Origin of the sequence: Olivibacter sp. XZL3 (assembly GCF_004368405.1) — a bacterium.
Taxonomy (GTDB): Bacteria; Bacteroidota; Bacteroidia; order Sphingobacteriales; family Sphingobacteriaceae; genus Olivibacter.
Map to the genome: position 1 here is coordinate 17,764 of NZ_SBJH01000025.1, position 17,218 is coordinate 34,981.

16 protein-coding genes are annotated in these 17,218 nt (G+C 45.5%); 6 read left to right on the forward strand and 10 right to left on the reverse strand.

What is annotated here, in order from left to right:
* The first annotated feature begins 141 nt into the window (after positions 1-141).
* Complete coding sequence (locus EPX21_RS23230) at positions 142-267, forward strand: hypothetical protein (protein ID WP_255502022.1); 126 nt, start codon at positions 142-144, stop codon at positions 265-267.
* A 90-nt stretch (positions 268-357) separates the two neighbouring features.
* Positions 358-1,017, forward strand: a complete 660-nt coding sequence (locus EPX21_RS06510) for a TetR/AcrR family transcriptional regulator (protein WP_134088860.1) — start codon at positions 358-360, stop codon at positions 1,015-1,017.
* 33 nt (positions 1,018-1,050) lie between these two features.
* Here EPX21_RS06510 and EPX21_RS06515 read toward each other — a convergent pair whose 3' ends face one another.
* The 6 genes from EPX21_RS06515 to EPX21_RS06540 form a co-directional block, all read right to left on the reverse strand.
* Positions 1,051-1,620, reverse strand: coding sequence for an NUDIX hydrolase (locus EPX21_RS06515; RefSeq protein ID WP_134088861.1), 570 nt, complete (start codon positions 1,618-1,620; stop codon positions 1,051-1,053).
* A gap of 73 nt (positions 1,621-1,693) precedes the next feature.
* The gene (locus EPX21_RS06520) at positions 1,694-2,389 is read right to left on the reverse strand and encodes a sulfite oxidase-like oxidoreductase (RefSeq protein WP_134088862.1); all 696 of its coding nucleotides are present in this window, start codon (positions 2,387-2,389) and stop codon (positions 1,694-1,696) included.
* A gap of 189 nt (positions 2,390-2,578) precedes the next feature.
* Positions 2,579-4,345 carry a RagB/SusD family nutrient uptake outer membrane protein gene (locus tag EPX21_RS06525; protein ID WP_134088863.1) on the reverse strand — a complete coding sequence of 589 codons (1,767 nt, stop codon included), beginning with the start codon at positions 4,343-4,345 and terminating at the stop codon, positions 2,579-2,581.
* Positions 4,346-4,372: 27 nt separating this feature from the next.
* Positions 4,373-7,645: a TonB-dependent receptor gene (locus tag EPX21_RS06530; protein ID WP_134088864.1), complete on the reverse strand. Its 3,273-nt coding sequence runs from the start codon at positions 7,643-7,645 to the stop codon at positions 4,373-4,375.
* A gap of 384 nt (positions 7,646-8,029) precedes the next feature.
* Positions 8,030-8,893, reverse strand: coding sequence for an HAEPLYID family protein (locus EPX21_RS06535; RefSeq protein ID WP_134088865.1), 864 nt, complete (start codon positions 8,891-8,893; stop codon positions 8,030-8,032).
* Between the two features lie 61 nt (positions 8,894-8,954).
* Positions 8,955-9,344 carry a hypothetical protein gene (locus EPX21_RS06540; protein WP_134088866.1) on the reverse strand — a complete coding sequence of 130 codons (390 nt, stop codon included), beginning with the start codon at positions 9,342-9,344 and terminating at the stop codon, positions 8,955-8,957.
* Positions 9,345-9,708: 364 nt separating this feature from the next.
* On the opposite strand from EPX21_RS06540, the gene EPX21_RS06545 reads away from it, so the two are divergent.
* Positions 9,709-10,902, forward strand: coding sequence for a thioredoxin family protein (locus tag EPX21_RS06545; protein WP_134088867.1), 1,194 nt, complete (start codon positions 9,709-9,711; stop codon positions 10,900-10,902).
* Between the two features lie 88 nt (positions 10,903-10,990).
* On the opposite strand, the gene EPX21_RS06550 is transcribed toward EPX21_RS06545, so the two are convergent.
* A complete protein-coding gene (locus EPX21_RS06550) occupies positions 10,991-11,332 on the reverse strand; it encodes a helix-turn-helix domain-containing protein (RefSeq protein WP_134088868.1) in 342 nt (113 codons plus the stop codon).
* Between the two features lie 96 nt (positions 11,333-11,428).
* On the opposite strand from EPX21_RS06550, the gene EPX21_RS06555 reads away from it, so the two are divergent.
* The gene (locus tag EPX21_RS06555; RefSeq protein ID WP_134088869.1) at positions 11,429-12,034 is read left to right on the forward strand and encodes an FMN-dependent NADH-azoreductase; all 606 of its coding nucleotides are present in this window, start codon (positions 11,429-11,431) and stop codon (positions 12,032-12,034) included.
* A gap of 306 nt (positions 12,035-12,340) precedes the next feature.
* On the opposite strand, the gene EPX21_RS06560 is transcribed toward EPX21_RS06555, so the two are convergent.
* Positions 12,341-13,477, reverse strand: a complete 1,137-nt coding sequence (locus EPX21_RS06560; protein WP_134088870.1) for a glycoside hydrolase family 43 protein — start codon at positions 13,475-13,477, stop codon at positions 12,341-12,343.
* Between the two features lie 140 nt (positions 13,478-13,617).
* Between EPX21_RS06560 and EPX21_RS06565 the strand changes: the two genes are divergently transcribed.
* Positions 13,618-14,979 carry a Gfo/Idh/MocA family protein gene (locus EPX21_RS06565; protein WP_134088871.1) on the forward strand — a complete coding sequence of 454 codons (1,362 nt, stop codon included), beginning with the start codon at positions 13,618-13,620 and terminating at the stop codon, positions 14,977-14,979.
* A 6-nt stretch (positions 14,980-14,985) separates the two neighbouring features.
* Positions 14,986-15,210, forward strand: a complete 225-nt coding sequence (locus tag EPX21_RS23420; RefSeq protein ID WP_134088895.1) for an ester cyclase — start codon at positions 14,986-14,988, stop codon at positions 15,208-15,210.
* Positions 15,211-15,268: 58 nt separating this feature from the next.
* Here EPX21_RS23420 and EPX21_RS06575 read toward each other — a convergent pair whose 3' ends face one another.
* Both EPX21_RS06575 and EPX21_RS06580 read right to left on the reverse strand, forming a co-directional pair.
* Positions 15,269-16,279: an aldo/keto reductase gene (locus EPX21_RS06575; protein ID WP_134088872.1), complete on the reverse strand. Its 1,011-nt coding sequence runs from the start codon at positions 16,277-16,279 to the stop codon at positions 15,269-15,271.
* Between the two features lie 335 nt (positions 16,280-16,614).
* Positions 16,615-17,094 carry an SRPBCC family protein gene (locus EPX21_RS06580; protein ID WP_134088873.1) on the reverse strand — a complete coding sequence of 160 codons (480 nt, stop codon included), beginning with the start codon at positions 17,092-17,094 and terminating at the stop codon, positions 16,615-16,617.
* Positions 17,095-17,218 lie beyond the last annotated feature (124 nt).

The following is a 17,218-nucleotide window of genomic DNA, read 5'->3' on the forward strand; positions in this document are numbered from 1 at the left end:
TCTTGTTTGGAAAAGGAACCTTAAGCAAGTGTCACTCTATTACGCTTTCAGAACTATGTCTACCCGTAGCGAATACGGCAAGTATTTATCTCTAAGAGAAGATACCATCAAAAAGACACGTCGCTTATCCATTTCTTTTCAATGGAAGAATTAGATGCAAAAGGTTGGAATATCATTCGACATGGAACGGGCCTTAACCTGAGTTCAAAATTCCTAAACCATTTTATCCCTGCTGTCGGTCAGAAGTTGATAGCAGCAGCCAGTTGATAGGGGCCACAGGCCCGTTCGTGAAATTTATTGTCAACGGAGCAAAAAATACATCAAATTCGTGTACGCCTATACAGAACGGGGCTTACGATGGATTTAGAAAGCAAGCATTCACAGCGCAATAGAGCAGTTATTTTAGAAGCTGCTGCCAATATTATAAGAGAAGGAGGGCTGCATGCCTTAAAAATGACTAATCTTGCGGACAAAGCGAAACTCACGCGGTGGACGATATATAATCATTTCGGTAACTTGGATGGCGTAAAAAGGGCGCTATATGATCGACATGATTACTTCGTTACCAATCTGCCAAAGATCGTGGCATTGGCCACGCAAGAGAATGGCGCTATCCAGTTCGACCTGCTAGCACACATTATTACCCAACATTTCGATGCATTAATGAAAGATCCCTTGTCCAGAGAGTTTGCCATTGCGGAATTTTTAAGGACCGATACCGTGATCGCCCAGATGGTGGCAGCCAGAGAGCAACGCATGCTGAAAATGTTGAAAGCCTCCGGGTCATCTGGTTTATCCAAGGTGTCCTTTCCGATGGAATTTCTATTTCCTATTATATTGGGCGGCATTACGTATATGGCTTTTCAATATAGAATAGGAGGACAGACTTCCTGTTTTGGTGTAGGATGCCTGCGAAAAGAATTTAAGGCCGATATGCAACAGTTTCTAACGCAGTTGATCAAACTTGCGGTCGCCAATGGAGATGATACGAGAAGAATTGACAATTTGGCGGGCTAAACCCTAACATAAGCTTTTAACGACTATGCCGTGTTACCGACCAAAAATGTCGGGATATTGCCTGGCCGCCATGAGTATGAGATTCATGGAATCCGTTACCCAAATCGTCCCTTCATCAACAAGCCGGAGAACCTCGGGCGCAGGTAATGTAATGACTTCGATATTTTCAGTAATATCGAATCGCTGTGTCGAATTAAATTGAGCGTTAAACAGGATATAGCCGTAGGTTGTCTGCCTTAGTTTTGTTGGATTGATGGCGAATTTGCAAATATATTTCAAATCCTCCTCGGCGGCCTTGATGCCACATTCTTCCTCCAGCTCGGCTACGGCCGACTGCAACAACGTTTTATCCTTTTGTTGCATGCCACCGGGGAGCTCCAGCAGAATCTCGCCAATGCCATGCTTATACTGGCGGGTAAGCACTACGTGATTATCGGGTGTAATGGCTAATACCTGCACCACATCTCCCAAGGGCGATAAAAAATAATCGTCAACTACCAATCCATTAGGTAGCTGTACCTTGTGTTTTCGCAGGGGGTACCAGGCGCTTGGCGAGATATCTTCCTCTTCTAAAAGGATCCAAGGTTTAATTAAATCAGACATACGGTAAAAATAGGCATTCCCCACTTAATTCAGTCATCCCAAGTGGCGTGTATTTAGGCTTAATTTATATTGATCAAGAGCTGTATCGGTCGTTACGCCAAGGATAGGCCGTATTGGAATAACCTCTTTCTTCCCAAAATCCCGGCTGATCGTGGGTTAGAAACTCTATTCTTTTTATCCACTTCGCTCCCTTCCATGCGTAAAGCTGCGGTGTAATCATCCGGCAGGGGCCTCCATGTTCTTTCGGCAGGGGCTTATCCTCAAAGGTGTGCGCAAGCAGTACATCCGGTTTCAGCGCTTCTTCCAAGGAAAGGTTGGTCGTGTAGGTGTCATAACCGTAACAAAGGATATGCGTCGCATGCGCCTTTGGTTGCACGAGTCCGGCCAGATCCAGTAGGCTGACACCGCGCCAGCGCATATTCAGTTTTGACCAGGTAGTAACGCAGTGAAAATCGGAGATGTCTTGCGTTTGGGGAAGCGCCATGAATTCATCCCACGTTAAAACAAGTGGGTGCTCTACAGCTCCGTCGATTTTTAAGCGCCAACGATCGGTTGTGATGTTAGGCTGATAGCCCAAATCTAATACCGGCCATTTGGTCGTCACGGTTTGCCCTATGGGGATTGTGGGCATGCCATGCCGGTTCGGTTTACCCGAACCCCTCGGGACTTGGTCGGACATCGAGGGGGTGCCCTTCATTTTCTCCTCAAAACGCGCCTTCAATCTCATCCGGGCTTCGACAATACGATTTAGTTTTTCTGAGTCTTCCATACGCTTATCTATATTGGATATGACGGTGATAGGCTTTTAAGCTTTTTAGAGTCAAACAATTACAGGGATGGAAGGTTTTCGTAAACTATGGGTCGGTTTGCGGTAACAATGTAACGCGTTATAGCGAATAATCAGTAAAGTTCTGCCACCGGAACTTTACTGATTAAGCGCGTTAAAAAAACCGAATTATTATTCGAGGGTAGGATTAAAGCTGCCTCCCCAATTGTTATTTTGTTCAATTTTTGGATTTTTATCGATTACACTTTCCTGAATCGGGAAGAAGTAATAAGTTTCCGGTAGCGAATTCACTTTCACGCCCGAAAGTGGGACCTGTAGAAGGCTGTATTTAAAGTCATCTTCCATCAGCGCATACTGATCGGCAAGCGTGCGCGCTTGTCCCATCGCCATATCGGTTCCGTCTCCATTTACCGCAATGGCTTCCACGCCGTGTTTTGTCGTGCCATCTAAGCGGTTAAGCATCCGTAATCTACGCAGGTCCCAGAAACGATGCCCCTCGAAACAAAATTCAATATTGCGTTCGGCTAGAATGGCTTCACGCATTTCGTCTTTAGAGGAGGCGTTAATCCCGTAGTTCCCGTCTGCACCGGCTTCAATGCCCGCCCGCTGACGGATTCTTTTTAAAATATCCAGGGCCTCATCTATCCTGCCGGTTTCGTTTGCCGTTTCTGCGTAATTCAACATCACTTCAGCAAAACGCATCAACACAAAATCGACATCATATTGCTGTACTTCCGCTTGCGTGAGATTCAACAGACTATTCTTCTCGATGAAAAAGCCACTGTACCGATTGAGATTGGTAGAGTTTACTCCCGCTTTCGGGTTCACACCAAAATCGTCCAATTCATGAGCGATACCCAATGAAGTGTATTGCCTTTTTCCCGTTTTGCCCGACACCGCATAAGGTTTTCCGTTCCAAACGATGGATTTATCAAAACGCGGATCTCGGTTTTCCCAATAGCGTTGCAGGAATTCGGAATCGCTCTTATAGTAAGCACTGGTAGGATCATTGTAAAGCTTACCATCTTTCATAGGGAACTCTTTGATGAATTCCCAAGTAGGACATGCGTAGGCCGGACCACGACTTTCTGATCCGGGGCGCACGCCGTAATCCCACGAAGCGACTTTGTTCGGATAAGAATTCACTACGGCAAAGACCACTTCCGGCCCTTTTTCCTCCAAAGCGATATTGGCGTAATCTTCTGTCAGTCGGTATCCTCGTGCTTGTAAGTCGCTATAGGCCTTTTTGTTTTCTTGGTAGGCCGCTTCCCAGTACGGATTGGTCCATGGGTTGGACGGATTAAATTGCGGGGAGGCTTTATAAAGAAGCACTTTTGCTTTAAAAGCTAATGCAAAACTGCCGTCTATTTTTCCGTATTCGGTCGACGATGTAGCGATTCGTTCCTGAAGTTTAGCGATCGCTTCGTCCAAATCTCGGACGATAAAATCGAAGCACTCCGCAGTTGTGTTTCTGGGAACATACAGGTCGTCTTCATAGCGGTCTTGCGGTTCCGTGATATATGGCACGCCACCATGGTATATAACCATCCAAAAATAAGAATAAGCACGCATGAACAAAGCTTGGCCGGTTATATTATCTTTTGTTGCTTGGTCTAAAGTTCCCGCATTGACATCCCGGATGGCCTGATTGATCAATCGGACGTTTTCATAGTTCCAAGATTTAAATTCCCCATTCGAAATTGTTATCCGGTCGGGATAAAAACTGATGCCGATTAACTGTTCGCTGTCCGAGTCGGCACCCGGGTCCCAGTTGCCGAACATCGGATAAATATTCGCCATATAGGCATTCGCAAGATTGGGGTCGTTCCAAACTTGCTCGGGGTCGTAATTGTTGATGTCCTCAATATCGAGCACTTTCTTACAAGAAGTTGCTAGAACTCCTATAAAGCACAGAATAAAACATATCTTCTTTTTCATTAGCATATTTTTATCGTAAACACTCCGTTAAAATCTTAGGTCCAGTCCAAAGGTGAAGGTTTTCATGATAGGGTAAGAGTCGTAATTTTTTTGCTCCGGATCCTGAAATTCCTTCATCTCCGACCATACAAATAGGTTGGTGCCGTTAAAATACAGCTGCGCATTATCAAGCTTTAAGGCAGACACCCACGATTTCGGTAGGTTGTATCCCAAGTTGAGCGTTCTTAAGCGGAGGTAGGCGCCATTACGTATCCAAAAAGAAGAGGCCTCTGTTCCCGACTCATACCAGTTCTGGCCAATAGGTCTTGGGTATTTACCATCGACATTTTCTGGCGTCCATACTTCATCTGATGCCCAAATCGGATAATAAGGCCTCACGGTACCGCCGTGCTGTCTCATACCCGGCCCTTCCTGATTGCTTATAATACGGTCATAATTTAGCACGCCCTGAAAATGGGCTTGGAGTGAAAAGCTTTTGTATGACACATTGAAGCCGAAACCGTAATTAATCCGGGGCGCGGCATTGGTCGAGAGCAGCTGATTGTCGTTGCCGTCAATCTTGCCGTCAGGACCAGGTGCATAGCCGTCGCCCCTTACATCCTCAAAATAAAGGCCGCCTAGATAAGGGTCACGACCAAACTGCTTGAATCCCTGTGCGAGCAGTTCGTCCAGTTGTTCTTGCGTTCTTACGATTCCCAAAGCCTTTAAGCCGATAATCCGTTCTGCCGGTTGGCCAATGCGCGACTCAAAATGCCGGTAACCGCCGGGGCCATAGGCGGCGCTTTCATCATAAATATCCCAGCGGTCTTTTGCATAGCCCATGTTGGCCATCAGGGAGTAATTCACCTCATTGTTTGCCGCATTATCGTTCCACTGCAAGGTGATTTCACCGCCGCGCCACGATCTTGCTGCATAATTTTCAGGCGCGAGCGCTTGTCCATAGTTATCAGGTAAGGTCACCAAACGGGAACCTAGGATGTCGGTCTCTTTTCGCAAAAACACATCTAATGTTCCGCTTAATCGGTTATTAAAGGCCGCCGCATCCAAGCCGATGTTATAGCTTGTGGAAGTAGCCCAGGTCAAGTTCGGATTAGGCGTCGCGCCCGGTGCAATCGCGCCGTAATAGCGGTCGCCAAACATATAACCCCCTGAATTAACGTACTTTTCAACATAAGAAAAGGGATTTATCCGCTCGTTGTTAACATCTAAGTCGTTACCAGTGGTACCATAAGAGCCCCGGATCTTAAGTTCATTAAAGGCATTGGTGAACTTTTTAAAGAAGGATTCTTCCGAAATGCGCCATGCCGCCGATACGGAGGGAAAGAATCCCCATCTTTTGTTCTCCGGAAAAAGGGTATTTCCGTCATAACGAAAAGAAAATTCCACGATGTACCGACTGTCAAAATTATAGTTCACCCTTCCGATATACGACTGTCTCGCGCCGAGTTCCTCCCATCCGTTCGCTTCGCGGAATTCCCGGTCGGTTGGATAGGCAAACATCTGATCCAGGGATGTTAATGGGTTTTCAGCGCGCGCATAGGCCGCATAGCCGCCATTTTCGGCTTGTTCAAATACAAACAGGGCGTCTACACTGTGTTTGTTGAAAGTTCTCGCGTAGTTGGCAAACCAGTTGAACTGATAGCTCCAGTCGGTCGTGATTTCATAACTCATGAAAGGTTGATTTTGACTGAAGGTGAAGGTGTTGGTCTTGTTTGGATCAGGCGCGCCGGGCAAAAAGCGGTTGCCATCGGGATCGGCTTGGTTAAACACATAATTCTGCTGGAACGTTAAGTATTTCTTCCGCATATAATCCTCTCCGAGGTAACTTCCAACCACTTTGGTAGAGAGCCCGGGAATGAATTTGTCGAGTTTAATGTTAACAGCCAATATTGGATTGAACTGACGTTGTCTGGTATTAATATAGCGATCGCCGACCACCTGGTCGATTACGCTCCAAGCTTGCCAGCTACCCATCGGCGTTTGAATGGGGTAGGGTGTCACGTAATTCGCCGGTGTCCCATCCGCTTCTACATAAAATGGATAGGTTTTAGGCCAGTTAAAGGTTACGCGGTACAGATCCGATACGTCAAAATCGTCGTCTCCGGTAAAAGGCCAGTAGAAGCGATCCAGATTTTGCTGATAGGCAGAAAGATTTAAATCGATGGATATACTTTCGCTGATTTTTGCCGAAACATTGCTGCGCAAATTGAATTTACCGTGGTCGACCGTTTTGTAAGATCCATTTTCGCCCCGGTAACTGAGTAAGGAGTAATAGGTTATTTTGTCGGAACCCCCGCTTACGCTCAAGGCTTGTCGGTGACTCGTTGGATTTCGCCATATCAGGTCGTGTACGTTGTAGCTTCTATCTTTGAAATATTCGAATTCTTCCGGCCCGTTCGGCAAAGGCGTGCCGTTAAATTCGGCCACCCGATTTTGGTAAATCAATTCATCGGTAGCCGTCGTAAGGTCTGATAACAGAGGCATAGTAGGTTGAGCGGTGGTATAGTTTGATTGGAAGTTGAAAGTCGGCTTTTGCTCAATGCCTTTTCGGGTTGTAACCAGCACAACGCCATTACCTGCTCTTGATCCATAAATAGATGCCGTTGCCGCATCTTTCAAGAAGCTCATCTGATCCACCTCCGATGCTTCCAGTGCGTCAAATGCGGTTTTATCCCGCACGATGCCGTCGATGACGTAAAGGGGTTCGCCAAAGCTACCTCTTATTCGGATTTGCGAAGTCGCGCCCGAGAGTCCCGATGTATTGGTGACGTTTACGCCGGGGGCACGGCCCGCTAAGGTATTCGACAGATTTGCGGGCGCAATATTGGTCAATTCCCGTGCATTGACCGCACTAACCGCACCGGTGAGGTTTACCTTTTTTTGCGTTCCGTATCCCACAATGACTACCTCTTCTAAGTCGCTGATCATGTCTTTTAAGATGACATTCAGCTCTTCTTCGCCATTGAAGTTCATTTCCTGGGTCTCATATCCTAAATTACTGAATACTAAAAGTGCATTGTTCGGAGCATTTAACTGATACATTCCTGCTGCATTTGTTTTAGCTGCAATGCTTGTGCCTTTTACTGATATGGTGACGCCTTCCAAGGGTGTTCCGCGCTCATCGGTAACGGTTCCGTGCACGCGTGTTTGGCGAAAGGGCCTAGATGCTCGTTCGCGCGCTTGGGCAGGGAGAAAAAAGGCGTTTCCGGCAAGAAACAGATGAATAAGAAACAAGGTCAAAAAGTTCACGATAATGAGCCTTCCATTAGGCAATAGCAAGGGGAGTCTACTACTAATCATATAGCATAGTTTAAGTTTTTTGTTAATAACTCTAATGATTTTGATCAATTCGGATAAGGTCCGTCCGCTAGATAAGTCTAATTCGCTCTCATAATTTCTTCATAATTTAGTGGTACATGTTAACTCCATAGCGTAGCAATCGTTTTTTTATTAACGAGCGCCAGCGATTTTATCCTGAGTTTATTGCGGTTAAAAATTGGTCGTTGCGGTGCAATTATATTGAAGCAACCATAGAAAAACAAATAGTTTTGGAAGGCAATCGATTGCGTATTTTACGCACACGTGTGCGTAAAAAAGAGTCTGTAACAATGCGGGCAGTTACCTATGCTATCCCCGACATTCTTACAGACTATCTTTCTGAATGAACAGTTTGGCAGCTTCGCTTCAGCCGCCTTTGCTATGTTTGTGGCCCGGCTCGTAGATTAACCGAAGAAAGGTACTGAGCCGTTCGGTTGATTTATTGACCGGAATACCCGTTACAATACCCACGAGCAGGTTGTCGGCCACGCCTACACGCATCTGCGGTCTGATGACCATGTCAAACTGGTCCCTATAAAGTTCTTTGTTCAATTCAACGCCGATGAAATTGCGTGTCGACGGGATCATGTAATGGAAGCTTGTGTTTATCTGCCAGTTCATTTCTATATCACCTGTATCGAACGCGTGTGCGAATGCAGGTCCGGTATATAGTAAACTGTGAAAATTACTTCCCCAGCGTTTTGCAGCGATAAAAAACGGATTATATACGTTGCCGAAGAATAAGGACTTATTTCCGTATTGCGCAAAAGGTACCAGTTCGAATTCCTGTATATATCCGATGGCCATTGATGTCTTGAGCTTCTCTGAAACAAAGAACGAATATTGAGCTGCCAACTTTATACTGTTCAGCTTGGTGCCCGAGTGTCCGTCATTCGGCGCCTTTGAAGGATATATCGTAAAGGGAAGCTCCACTTCCAGACCGAGGCGATTTATAGGTGCCCATTCATATTCAACCAGCGCAAGGTACTCGTCGTGGTTGTTTTTGTCGGTAAGACCAAAACCGATATTCCATTCGTCTTCTCCTTTGCGAGCGCCCAGATCCCTGATAAGATCAATGTACAGCGGCTCGGCATGCAAAACCTTCACCGGTTCGGCCGATTTTTCTATTTCTTCGATATATAAGCTATCTGCTTCAGTTTGCTGCGCATAAACTTCTATGTGAAAACCACAAAGAAACGCCGCTACAGCGATTGCTTGTCCTAAATGCATAAAATTACTGTGTATTGCTAAAAAAGATGTGGATAACGCGACCATCGCGGCCAGTGCTAGGTCAGCATTCCGGAGGGGGCGACAGGTACTCAAGTGGAGCGGGCGGCACATAGATAAAAGAATAGTCGCCATACCCGGCAATTGTGCGGAACTTGTCGAGCAGGGACGTGCCAACTACCTGCATAGGGCATATCAACGACAATTTTCCCGTCTGTTCACGGATCTCATTCCCATCCTCGTCATCATACTCCGGAAAGGCGTCTTCAAAACCCAAGACGGTTTCCGTAATAAGTTCCACCACACTTTCCTGATCGTTGATCGTCAGATCCTCTGCTATGTAGGAGGGAGTCAGGTCAGGCGCATCCACCGATAAATTAAGCAAATGGATGGTCATGAAGTACCAAAAATACCTTGTCCATGTCGTTCTTCTGAAAACGTTTAAAGTAACCATTGCCTATCGTCTCCCTTGTACCTAGGGTGAGCAAAATTAAAACATTAACAGTATGCATCGTGCATTCAGTAGCAATTCTAACGGTATTTTAATGCTACAGGCTCCTCGACCGCAATACCTTAAACTGTTGCATGTTTTCTTGCGGCTCCATTGTCATGATTCGCTGTTAATAAATTTCTGGTATGCAGCATAATGAGGTCGTTAAGTATGGATTTGTTGAAAAAGCGGACAAATAATATAATATCATAATAGTATATTAGCATATGAAACCATCATGATTTATTTCAACCACACAGGGGTGAATAAATCTGATACCTGCCTGCGGTAGGCAGGGCTCATCACCAAAAGCAAATTATATACACAGATGAAAATTTCGATAACAAAGCCCCTTCTGATCTTGATTTGTTTCCTGTTAGCAACGGCATGTCAACATCGAAAACAGCAGCAGGACGAGCAAGGAAGCGCCAACAAGCAAGACTACACTTACACGCCTGAAAAAGGTGCCCTGGTCGTGATAAGCGAGACCGCCAATCCGGAGATGAATAAAGTTTCCTTGTTTAAGGACAATGAAAAGGATTCGATAACCTCCATGGCGGCCGAAAATGGGAAATTTAAACTTCAGCTCGACACGGCCAACCTCCATGAGGTTTACTTTATAAAAATTGAGGGTAAGTCCACCAAGCGCGGCACAAGCGGACTGGCTTGGGAAGCCGTTGTTCCCGTTCTGGCAGTACCCTCTACAACGCTAGAGCTTGTGCAAAAGCCCTTTAATCATGCGGGTTCAATCAGTAAGGTTGCTTTTTCTATTCAAGGTGGCGGGGAAGAGCAGGCCCTGCTAAACGATTGGCACACCGCACTTGCGACCCTCGAGGCGGAAGATGAAGGTCAAGTGCAGCAGTATGCCATAGGTGGTGCAGGGGTAACGAAAGTAGCGGGTAAGAAACAGCTTGCTAAGACTCCGGGTTCGATTACGGAAGATTTTATCGGTAAGCAAAAGCCGTTGATCAGTTCGTTTTACCTGCTATCAAGGGCTGGCAAAGAGCGTCAGTATGCAAAAGAATATCAAAACGTTTTAGAGCAAGCGCCAGATCCGGTAAAACGGAGTAAATACGGCCTCGATTTTGCGAAACGGCTAGCGCTGCTTCAAACGAAGGTTAAACAACTAGATCTCGAGAAAGAGGTGGTTGCAACAGACGTTCGGCTTTCAGAAATTCCATGGGACTCGTTTAAAGACCGTAAGTATTTACTGTTGTCCTTCTGGAATAGTGCCGATCAAGCTTCAGCTTCGGCAGTGAAGCAGTTGGAAAAGGCAGCACCTGACTTGGCGGAAAAAGGGATTGATATTTTACCGATTTCGATGGAAAGCCAATTTTCCAAGTGGAAAGAGAACGTCAAAAGTTTTGATTTCAAACATAATTATAGAATGCGAAATGAAGCGCAGCAAGATTTGATCAACACCTTGTATCTTTCCGATCTGCCAAGGTTCGTTTTAGTCAAGCCCAATGGCGAGGTAATTGACGACGATTTCAATATCGAACAGCTGGAAGAATTGGAGTGATACGGGATGCCTGCTAAGCAGTCTTATCACTCCTAATGACTCAAAATACTCCTCAAATTGGTTTAGGAGGTGCGCGAGTGCCAGTGAACTATGACGCGGAAACAATTTTTTTCCTGTGTTGATGTCCCCAGGCTTCCATCTCCGCCAACACTTTATCAAGCGTCTTACTATAATCGGTCAGTTCATATTGCACCGTTACCGGCTTGGTATCACACACGGTACGGCTTACTAATCCATGCATTTCCAGTTCCTGTAGCTCTTTAGATAGAATTCTTGGAGATGTCCCAGCTTCTCTCGACAATTCGTTAAAGCCCTTTTTTCCACTTCGTAAAACGGATAGCAGGACCAGTTTCCATTTGCCGCCGACAACATCTAACGTATCCCTGATCGCTAACTTTGCTTTTGCACAGCTCTCTACGGTATGTTCCATCTCAAGTATCCTTTTTGTAACTACTATCCTTTTTGTAACAGATAACAAAGGTATAGTAATATTTTTAAAATTTGCATGAACAAATAGATTATACTAATGAAAATACTGCATCTTATCTCAAGTTCAAGAGGGAGTGAATCCTTTAGTAACAAACTGGGTAATTCAATCATCGAAAAGTTACTTGCCCAATATCCAGAGGCAACGGTAAGGGACCATCACCTCGCTAAATCGCCTTTCCCACATCTCGAAGAAGTGCACCTCACGTCTTTTTTTACACCCGAGGAACATCGTAGTCCTGAACAGCTGGAGGCCGTCCGCCATTCGGACGAGGCCATTGCAGAACTATTGGAAGCGGATCGTATCGTCATCGAGGTACCGATGTACAACTTTTCCATACCTTCAACCCTCAAAGCTTGGATAGATCATATTACGCGGGCTGGCATTACCTTTACCTACTCGGACAGCGGAGTGGAGGGATTGGTTAAAAATAAAAAAGCTTATCTGGCCATCTCCTCGGGGGGAATTTATTCAGAAGGCGTAATGAAAGATGCCGACTTCACCGAAAAATACCTGCGCTTCATATTGGGCTTTATCGGGATTACAGACATCGAAGTGTTCCGCGTTGAAGGACTCAATATGCAGCAATTTAAAGATCATGCATTGCCAAAGGCGCAGAAAATGGTGGAGGAATTTGCATTCTAGCGGAGCTTGGGCTTAATAGGAAGGCGGCACGCCTTCCATGGGCTATTAATTCAACGCTGGTGCCCGTTTTCAGGCAGTCGGTCTTCAGATCCGAACACCTGTGAATGATGAAATAGGCTTTATTGTTTATACAGACTAAGCATTCGGCGTTGCCTTACTTACCTTGGGCTTCCAGTCGGTGAAGGCTGCATGGATGAATCCCGTCAAGAGCCTGAGATCGGAATAAGCCCATACTGCATCTTATTATTTTGGTTAAATGACCATGGATGATATTTTTTGACAGCAGCCGTATAATAGTTATTGCTGCTATTTGCTTTTAGGTGCCGCCTGCGGTGTAGTGGTAGGTCCGTCTACAACCAGCTTGCCGTCGTCTAATATCTTCATTCGGTCAATAAAAACGACGCGCTCTTCGCCGGTTGATAATGTGCGGGCGTGATAAACACAGAACATCTCCTTCCCGTTTGGCGAGTAAGTAACACTATTATGTCCTGTTCCGGTCACAACGCCACCGCTCTCTACATTTTTCTGTAATACAGGGTTGTTAGCCGCTTTGGTGAACGGACCGAGTGGGCTTTCAGAAGTTGCATATCCCACTGCATAATTCTTACCACCGAAATAATTAGCAGAATACATCATATAGTAAGTGCTTCCTTTCTTGAAGATAAAAGAACCTTCCGTCCATCGACGGTTAACCTCCTTCGACGTAACCGATCGACTTTCCCATTCGGCCTGCTTATCATCCATTTTCACAGGAGGTCTTAATAGCAAAACAGGTTCGCCTATCACGCCACTGAAATCCGATTTTAGCTCTACCCCATACACCCAACTTTCTTCGATAGTATCAAACCATCCTTTTTGCTTCGCCCAGGTTGCTACTTCACTTTCCACAGGATGCTTGTAGCAACAACGGGAATAGTAGAGGTAAATTTTGCCGTTTTTATCAAAAAGTACATTCGCGTCTATAATCGGATAGCCAGGATCAAAAATCGGTTGATTGCTTAAGTCCGTGAATGGGCCTGTAGGACTGTCTGCCACGGCTACGCCAATGCGGAAATTCTCCACTTCCTCGGTTGGGTTTTCTTTCCATTGCGCAGAGTAGAACAGGTAAAAGCGGCCATTATGTGCGTATACTTCCGGCGCCCAGTATGCGCCGTCCCAAGCAGCGGTAGAGTCGCTCCAGCCGTTCGGATTGCTTGCATAAAACACTTGGCCCTCATCCTTCCAGTTTACCAGGTCGGTCGAGGAATAAGCGGCAAATCCGTTTTTCGCAGCACCACCGGTGCCGTACATATAATATTTGTCGCCTTTTACATGTAGTACATAAGGGTCGCCAAAAGTAACCGACAAGGGATTTTGATAAGTGGTTTCTGACTGAGCCAACAAGCAGTTGTTGAGACACAATACTAATAGGCAGGATGCTAAGATGTTTATAATTCGTTTCATTATTTAGTGCTTCGGCATAAACAAATATAAGCGCAGGGAACTACAAATGGAAATCTTTTACTTCGTTGATGTGAAATAAGGAAATAAACATTATATTCATTTTTTTTGTTTCCTAATAAAAAATTATAAACCGATAAATTATGGCAGACTTCAATCTGAACCGTAGAAAATTCATTCAAGGTACGAGCGCTGTGTTAACTTTATCCGCATTACAAGCGAAGGGATTAACATTTACAGATACAGCCAACAACATGCGGGTTGGTTTAATTGGAACAGGCTGGTATGGGAAGAGCGACCTGTTCAGACTTATTCAGGTCAGGGATGTCGACGTGGTGGCCGTCTGCGATGTGGATAGCAAGCATCTCGAGGAAGCAGGAAAATTGATCAGCGAGCGACAAATCTCGAAAAAGGTTCCGGCTTTATACAAGGATTACAGAAAGATGCTGGCAGATCATAAATTGGATCTCGTGCTCATCGGCACGCCGGATCATTGGCACGCGCGTCAAGCCATTGACGCAATGGCGTCAGGGGCGCATCTTTACTTGCAAAAGCCTGTTAGCCTCGATGTACTGGAAGGCGAAGCAGTCCTCAGCGCAGCACGGAAATACAATAAAAAAGTGCAGGTAGGTACACAACGAAGAAGTACCCCTCATCTGATTGATGCGAAAGAGCGGGTAATCGACAAAGGCTTGCTAGGCAAAGTGTCACATGTAGAGATGTGTTGCTATTATCACATGAGGAAGAACGGTAATCCACCATTGGAGCCTGTTCCCGACTTTCTTGATTATGAAATGTGGACCGGCCCCGCGCCTTTACGTCCGTACGACGGCTTACCGCACGGCAGTTGGTGGCGAACCTTTATGGAATATGGGAATGGGATTATGGGCGATATGTGCGTGCATATGTTTGACGCGGTACGCTGGTTATTACAACTCAACTGGCCCAAACGCATTAGCTCGACCGGAGGAATTTACGTTCAAAAAGGAGGGAAGTCGACCATTGCCGATACGCAGACGGCTATTTTTGAATACGATGAGTTGAACTGTGTATGGCAACATCGCACTTGGGGCAACCCGGCTGATCCGGAATATCCTTGGGCATTTATAATCTATGGGGATAAAGGAACCCTTAAGGGAAGCGTCATGAAGTATGAGTTTATTCCAGTCGGTAAAGGCGATCGTATTGCAAAAGACGTTGTTTACGAGAAAGAAGAGTTTCCCGAAGATTTAAACGAGCCCAAGATCGAACTGCATACAGCCCCGGCAACCCGGCGCCACCTGCTGGATCTTTTATCGGCCATCGAAAATGACCAGCTGCCTGTTGCAGATATTGAAGAGGGACATATATCAACGGCCAGTTGCATACTGGCCAATCTATCCATGCAGTTGAATCGGCCACTGGTGTATGATCCGCAAAAAAAGATATGTTTGGACGACCCAGAAGCAACAAGGCTGTTGAGAAGACCTTACAGGGAACCTTGGCAACATCCTTATGGGGCTTAACTAACTATACCAGACCTTTATTATGATGTCGATTTATTAGTTGTTAATGCCGACACGATTGCGTGCCGAATAAAATTTAATTGTACACCTTCCGGCGAGTTTTTGGGAGTTAACGTGAATGGAAAGAAAGTGTCGTTTTCGGAACATGTTTTTTATAGATTGATTGATGGGAAAATCAGTGAGGTTCTGTCGTTGATAGACAAGGATGCGATAAAAAAACAGGTAACTTAGTATCCCGTCATATAAAAAAACAAGGGCAAGACTTCGCGTCTCTCCCTTGTTGCCGGGCTTACAGGTTGACGCCGCGCATTCCAGCCTCGTCGTATCTGGCGCCCGTTTCAGCTTCTAGAGGTATGATGGCTTCCAGCCGTCCTAGATCTTCTGCTGTAAGTGTGACCTGGGTAGCAGCGATATTTTCTTCCACGTATTTTACCCGCTTTGTGCCAGGAATCGGCACATGCCCCTTCGCAATTACCCACGCGATAGCCAATTGTGCGGCGGTGATACCCTTTTCTTCTGCAACCTTCCTGATCTGGTTTACCAACTCAATGTTTTTATAAAATTGATCTCCCTGGTATTTCGGTAAAGATCTCCTAAAATCGCCCTCCGGGAAGTCTTCAGGCTTTTGTATCTGCCCGCTTAGAAAGCCTCTACCCACAGGCGAATAAGCCACCAGGCCGATGCCCAATTCGTTTAGGGTATCTAAAATTCCTAATTGTTCAATCTGCCTTTCGAAAAGGGAGTACTCGCTTTGTACCGCCGTAAGTGGATGTACAGCGTGCGCTTTTCGGATAGTCTCAGATCCCACCTCCGATAGTCCGATATAGCGTACCTTTCCTTCCTTTATCAGTTCTGCCATTGCTGCTACAGTTTCCTCAACAGGGGTTTCCGTATCTAAGCGATGCAGGTAATACAAATCGATATAATCTGTTCCCAAATTCTTTAAGGAGCGCTCTGCCGCCTTTTTCACATAGCTTTTGCTGCCATTTAGTTTGCCCGTATACCGTTCATCATCACCCACTTCAAAACCAAATTTGGTGGCAATAATGTATTTCTCCCTGTTGCCTTTAACCGCTTTCGCAATCAGTCGTTCATTCAGGAGCGGGCCATAGGCCTCTGCCGTATCTAAAAAATTGCCGCCCAGTTCCAACGACCGATGAATGGTGGCTATGGCTTCGTTTTCATCGGCATCCCCGTAGATATTGGTGCCAAAGCCTACGGTCATCCCCATACAGCCAAGACCAATAGCCGGAACTACAAGTCCTTGCTCTCCCAATTTTACCTGTTTGATAGTGCTCATATAGATTTATCATTTAATGTGTTCCAAAGTTCGGGATGTTGAACGACAGAAAAGTGTCCAAATCCGATGACTTTGTGTCCAAAATGCGACTTTCATTTAATAGTTAAGTATAGCAAATTGTTGCGCCGCAAACTGTAATAAAAACGTCATGATTGTAGCCTTTTGACTTCTTTCAGAAAGCCGGTCAATCTTAGCCAGTCGCTGATTGCTAAGCTAAAGAACCGCAGGGATGTTACCTGTCATATGGGTTATTACCGAGAAGCACAACTACGCTGCTTATTTTGTCTGCTAGTTTTGTCTGCTAGCCTTAACGTTTAAGAAGGACTGAACGATTTTTATCCGGTACCTAAGAGCTCCATAAATCTTCCACATTCCGCATAATCCTTCACGATGCGGTTTCGCTCCTCTAAGAGCCTACGAAGGTAGTTGTTGAGCAGTAGCCGATCGAACGACCTGCCGAAAATACCGTAAGGAACATCGTAATCAAAATGATCGGTAACAAGGGTAGAATTACCGACGGTTTTAAAAAAATGGTCGTGCCTGATGTAAGCAAATGGTCCCTGCACCTGTTCGTCTCTAAAATGGAACGGCCGCTCATAAGCTGTAATCTTTGAAGTCAGCCGCTGCCGTATTCCGAAATGAGTAGCTTGCCAGGTAACCGTTTCGCCGAGGCCGATCAGCCCACAGGTAACGCCCCCTATAGCCTTCTCTTCGGTGCCGGCAGTGGAGATGCAGTGTAAATCAATACTTCTCGAAAGATCAAAGCAGATGTCAATTTCCGCTTGCATGTTAGTGGTTAATTCAATAAGAGGCATAATTGGTTTTTTTTATTGATAAAGCCGAAGAGTTCCTATTGGTCAGCGCAACTCTTACATCGTAAAGTTAACATATATCAAATTAAATTTACAGAAAAAATCACAAAAATTTCAACGTACTCCA

What these genes read in the sequence shown, in the direction of transcription:
- EPX21_RS23230 (WP_255502022.1), top strand. Translation starts at nt 142, where the DNA reads ATGGAAGAATTAGATGCAAAAGGTTGGAATATCATTCGACATGGAACG.
- EPX21_RS06510 (WP_134088860.1), top strand. Translation starts at nt 358, where the DNA reads ATGGATTTAGAAAGCAAGCATTCACAGCGCAATAGAGCAGTTATTTTA.
- EPX21_RS06515 (WP_134088861.1), bottom strand. Translation starts at nt 1,620, where the DNA reads ATGTCTGATTTAATTAAACCTTGGATCCTTTTAGAAGAGGAAGATATC.
- EPX21_RS06520 (WP_134088862.1), bottom strand. Translation starts at nt 2,389, where the DNA reads ATGGAAGACTCAGAAAAACTAAATCGTATTGTCGAAGCCCGGATGAGA.
- EPX21_RS06525 (WP_134088863.1), bottom strand. Translation starts at nt 4,345, where the DNA reads ATGAAAAAGAAGATATGTTTTATTCTGTGCTTTATAGGAGTTCTAGCA.
- EPX21_RS06530 (WP_134088864.1), bottom strand. Translation starts at nt 7,645, where the DNA reads ATGATTAGTAGTAGACTCCCCTTGCTATTGCCTAATGGAAGGCTCATT.
- EPX21_RS06535 (WP_134088865.1), bottom strand. Translation starts at nt 8,893, where the DNA reads ATGCATTTAGGACAAGCAATCGCTGTAGCGGCGTTTCTTTGTGGTTTT.
- EPX21_RS06540 (WP_134088866.1), bottom strand. Translation starts at nt 9,344, where the DNA reads ATGGTTACTTTAAACGTTTTCAGAAGAACGACATGGACAAGGTATTTT.
- EPX21_RS06545 (WP_134088867.1), top strand. Translation starts at nt 9,709, where the DNA reads ATGAAAATTTCGATAACAAAGCCCCTTCTGATCTTGATTTGTTTCCTG.
- EPX21_RS06550 (WP_134088868.1), bottom strand. Translation starts at nt 11,332, where the DNA reads ATGGAACATACCGTAGAGAGCTGTGCAAAAGCAAAGTTAGCGATCAGG.
- EPX21_RS06555 (WP_134088869.1), top strand. Translation starts at nt 11,429, where the DNA reads ATGAAAATACTGCATCTTATCTCAAGTTCAAGAGGGAGTGAATCCTTT.
- EPX21_RS06560 (WP_134088870.1), bottom strand. Translation starts at nt 13,477, where the DNA reads ATGAAACGAATTATAAACATCTTAGCATCCTGCCTATTAGTATTGTGT.
- EPX21_RS06565 (WP_134088871.1), top strand. Translation starts at nt 13,618, where the DNA reads ATGGCAGACTTCAATCTGAACCGTAGAAAATTCATTCAAGGTACGAGC.
- EPX21_RS06575 (WP_134088872.1), bottom strand. Translation starts at nt 16,279, where the DNA reads ATGAGCACTATCAAACAGGTAAAATTGGGAGAGCAAGGACTTGTAGTT.
- EPX21_RS06580 (WP_134088873.1), bottom strand. Translation starts at nt 17,094, where the DNA reads ATGCCTCTTATTGAATTAACCACTAACATGCAAGCGGAAATTGACATC.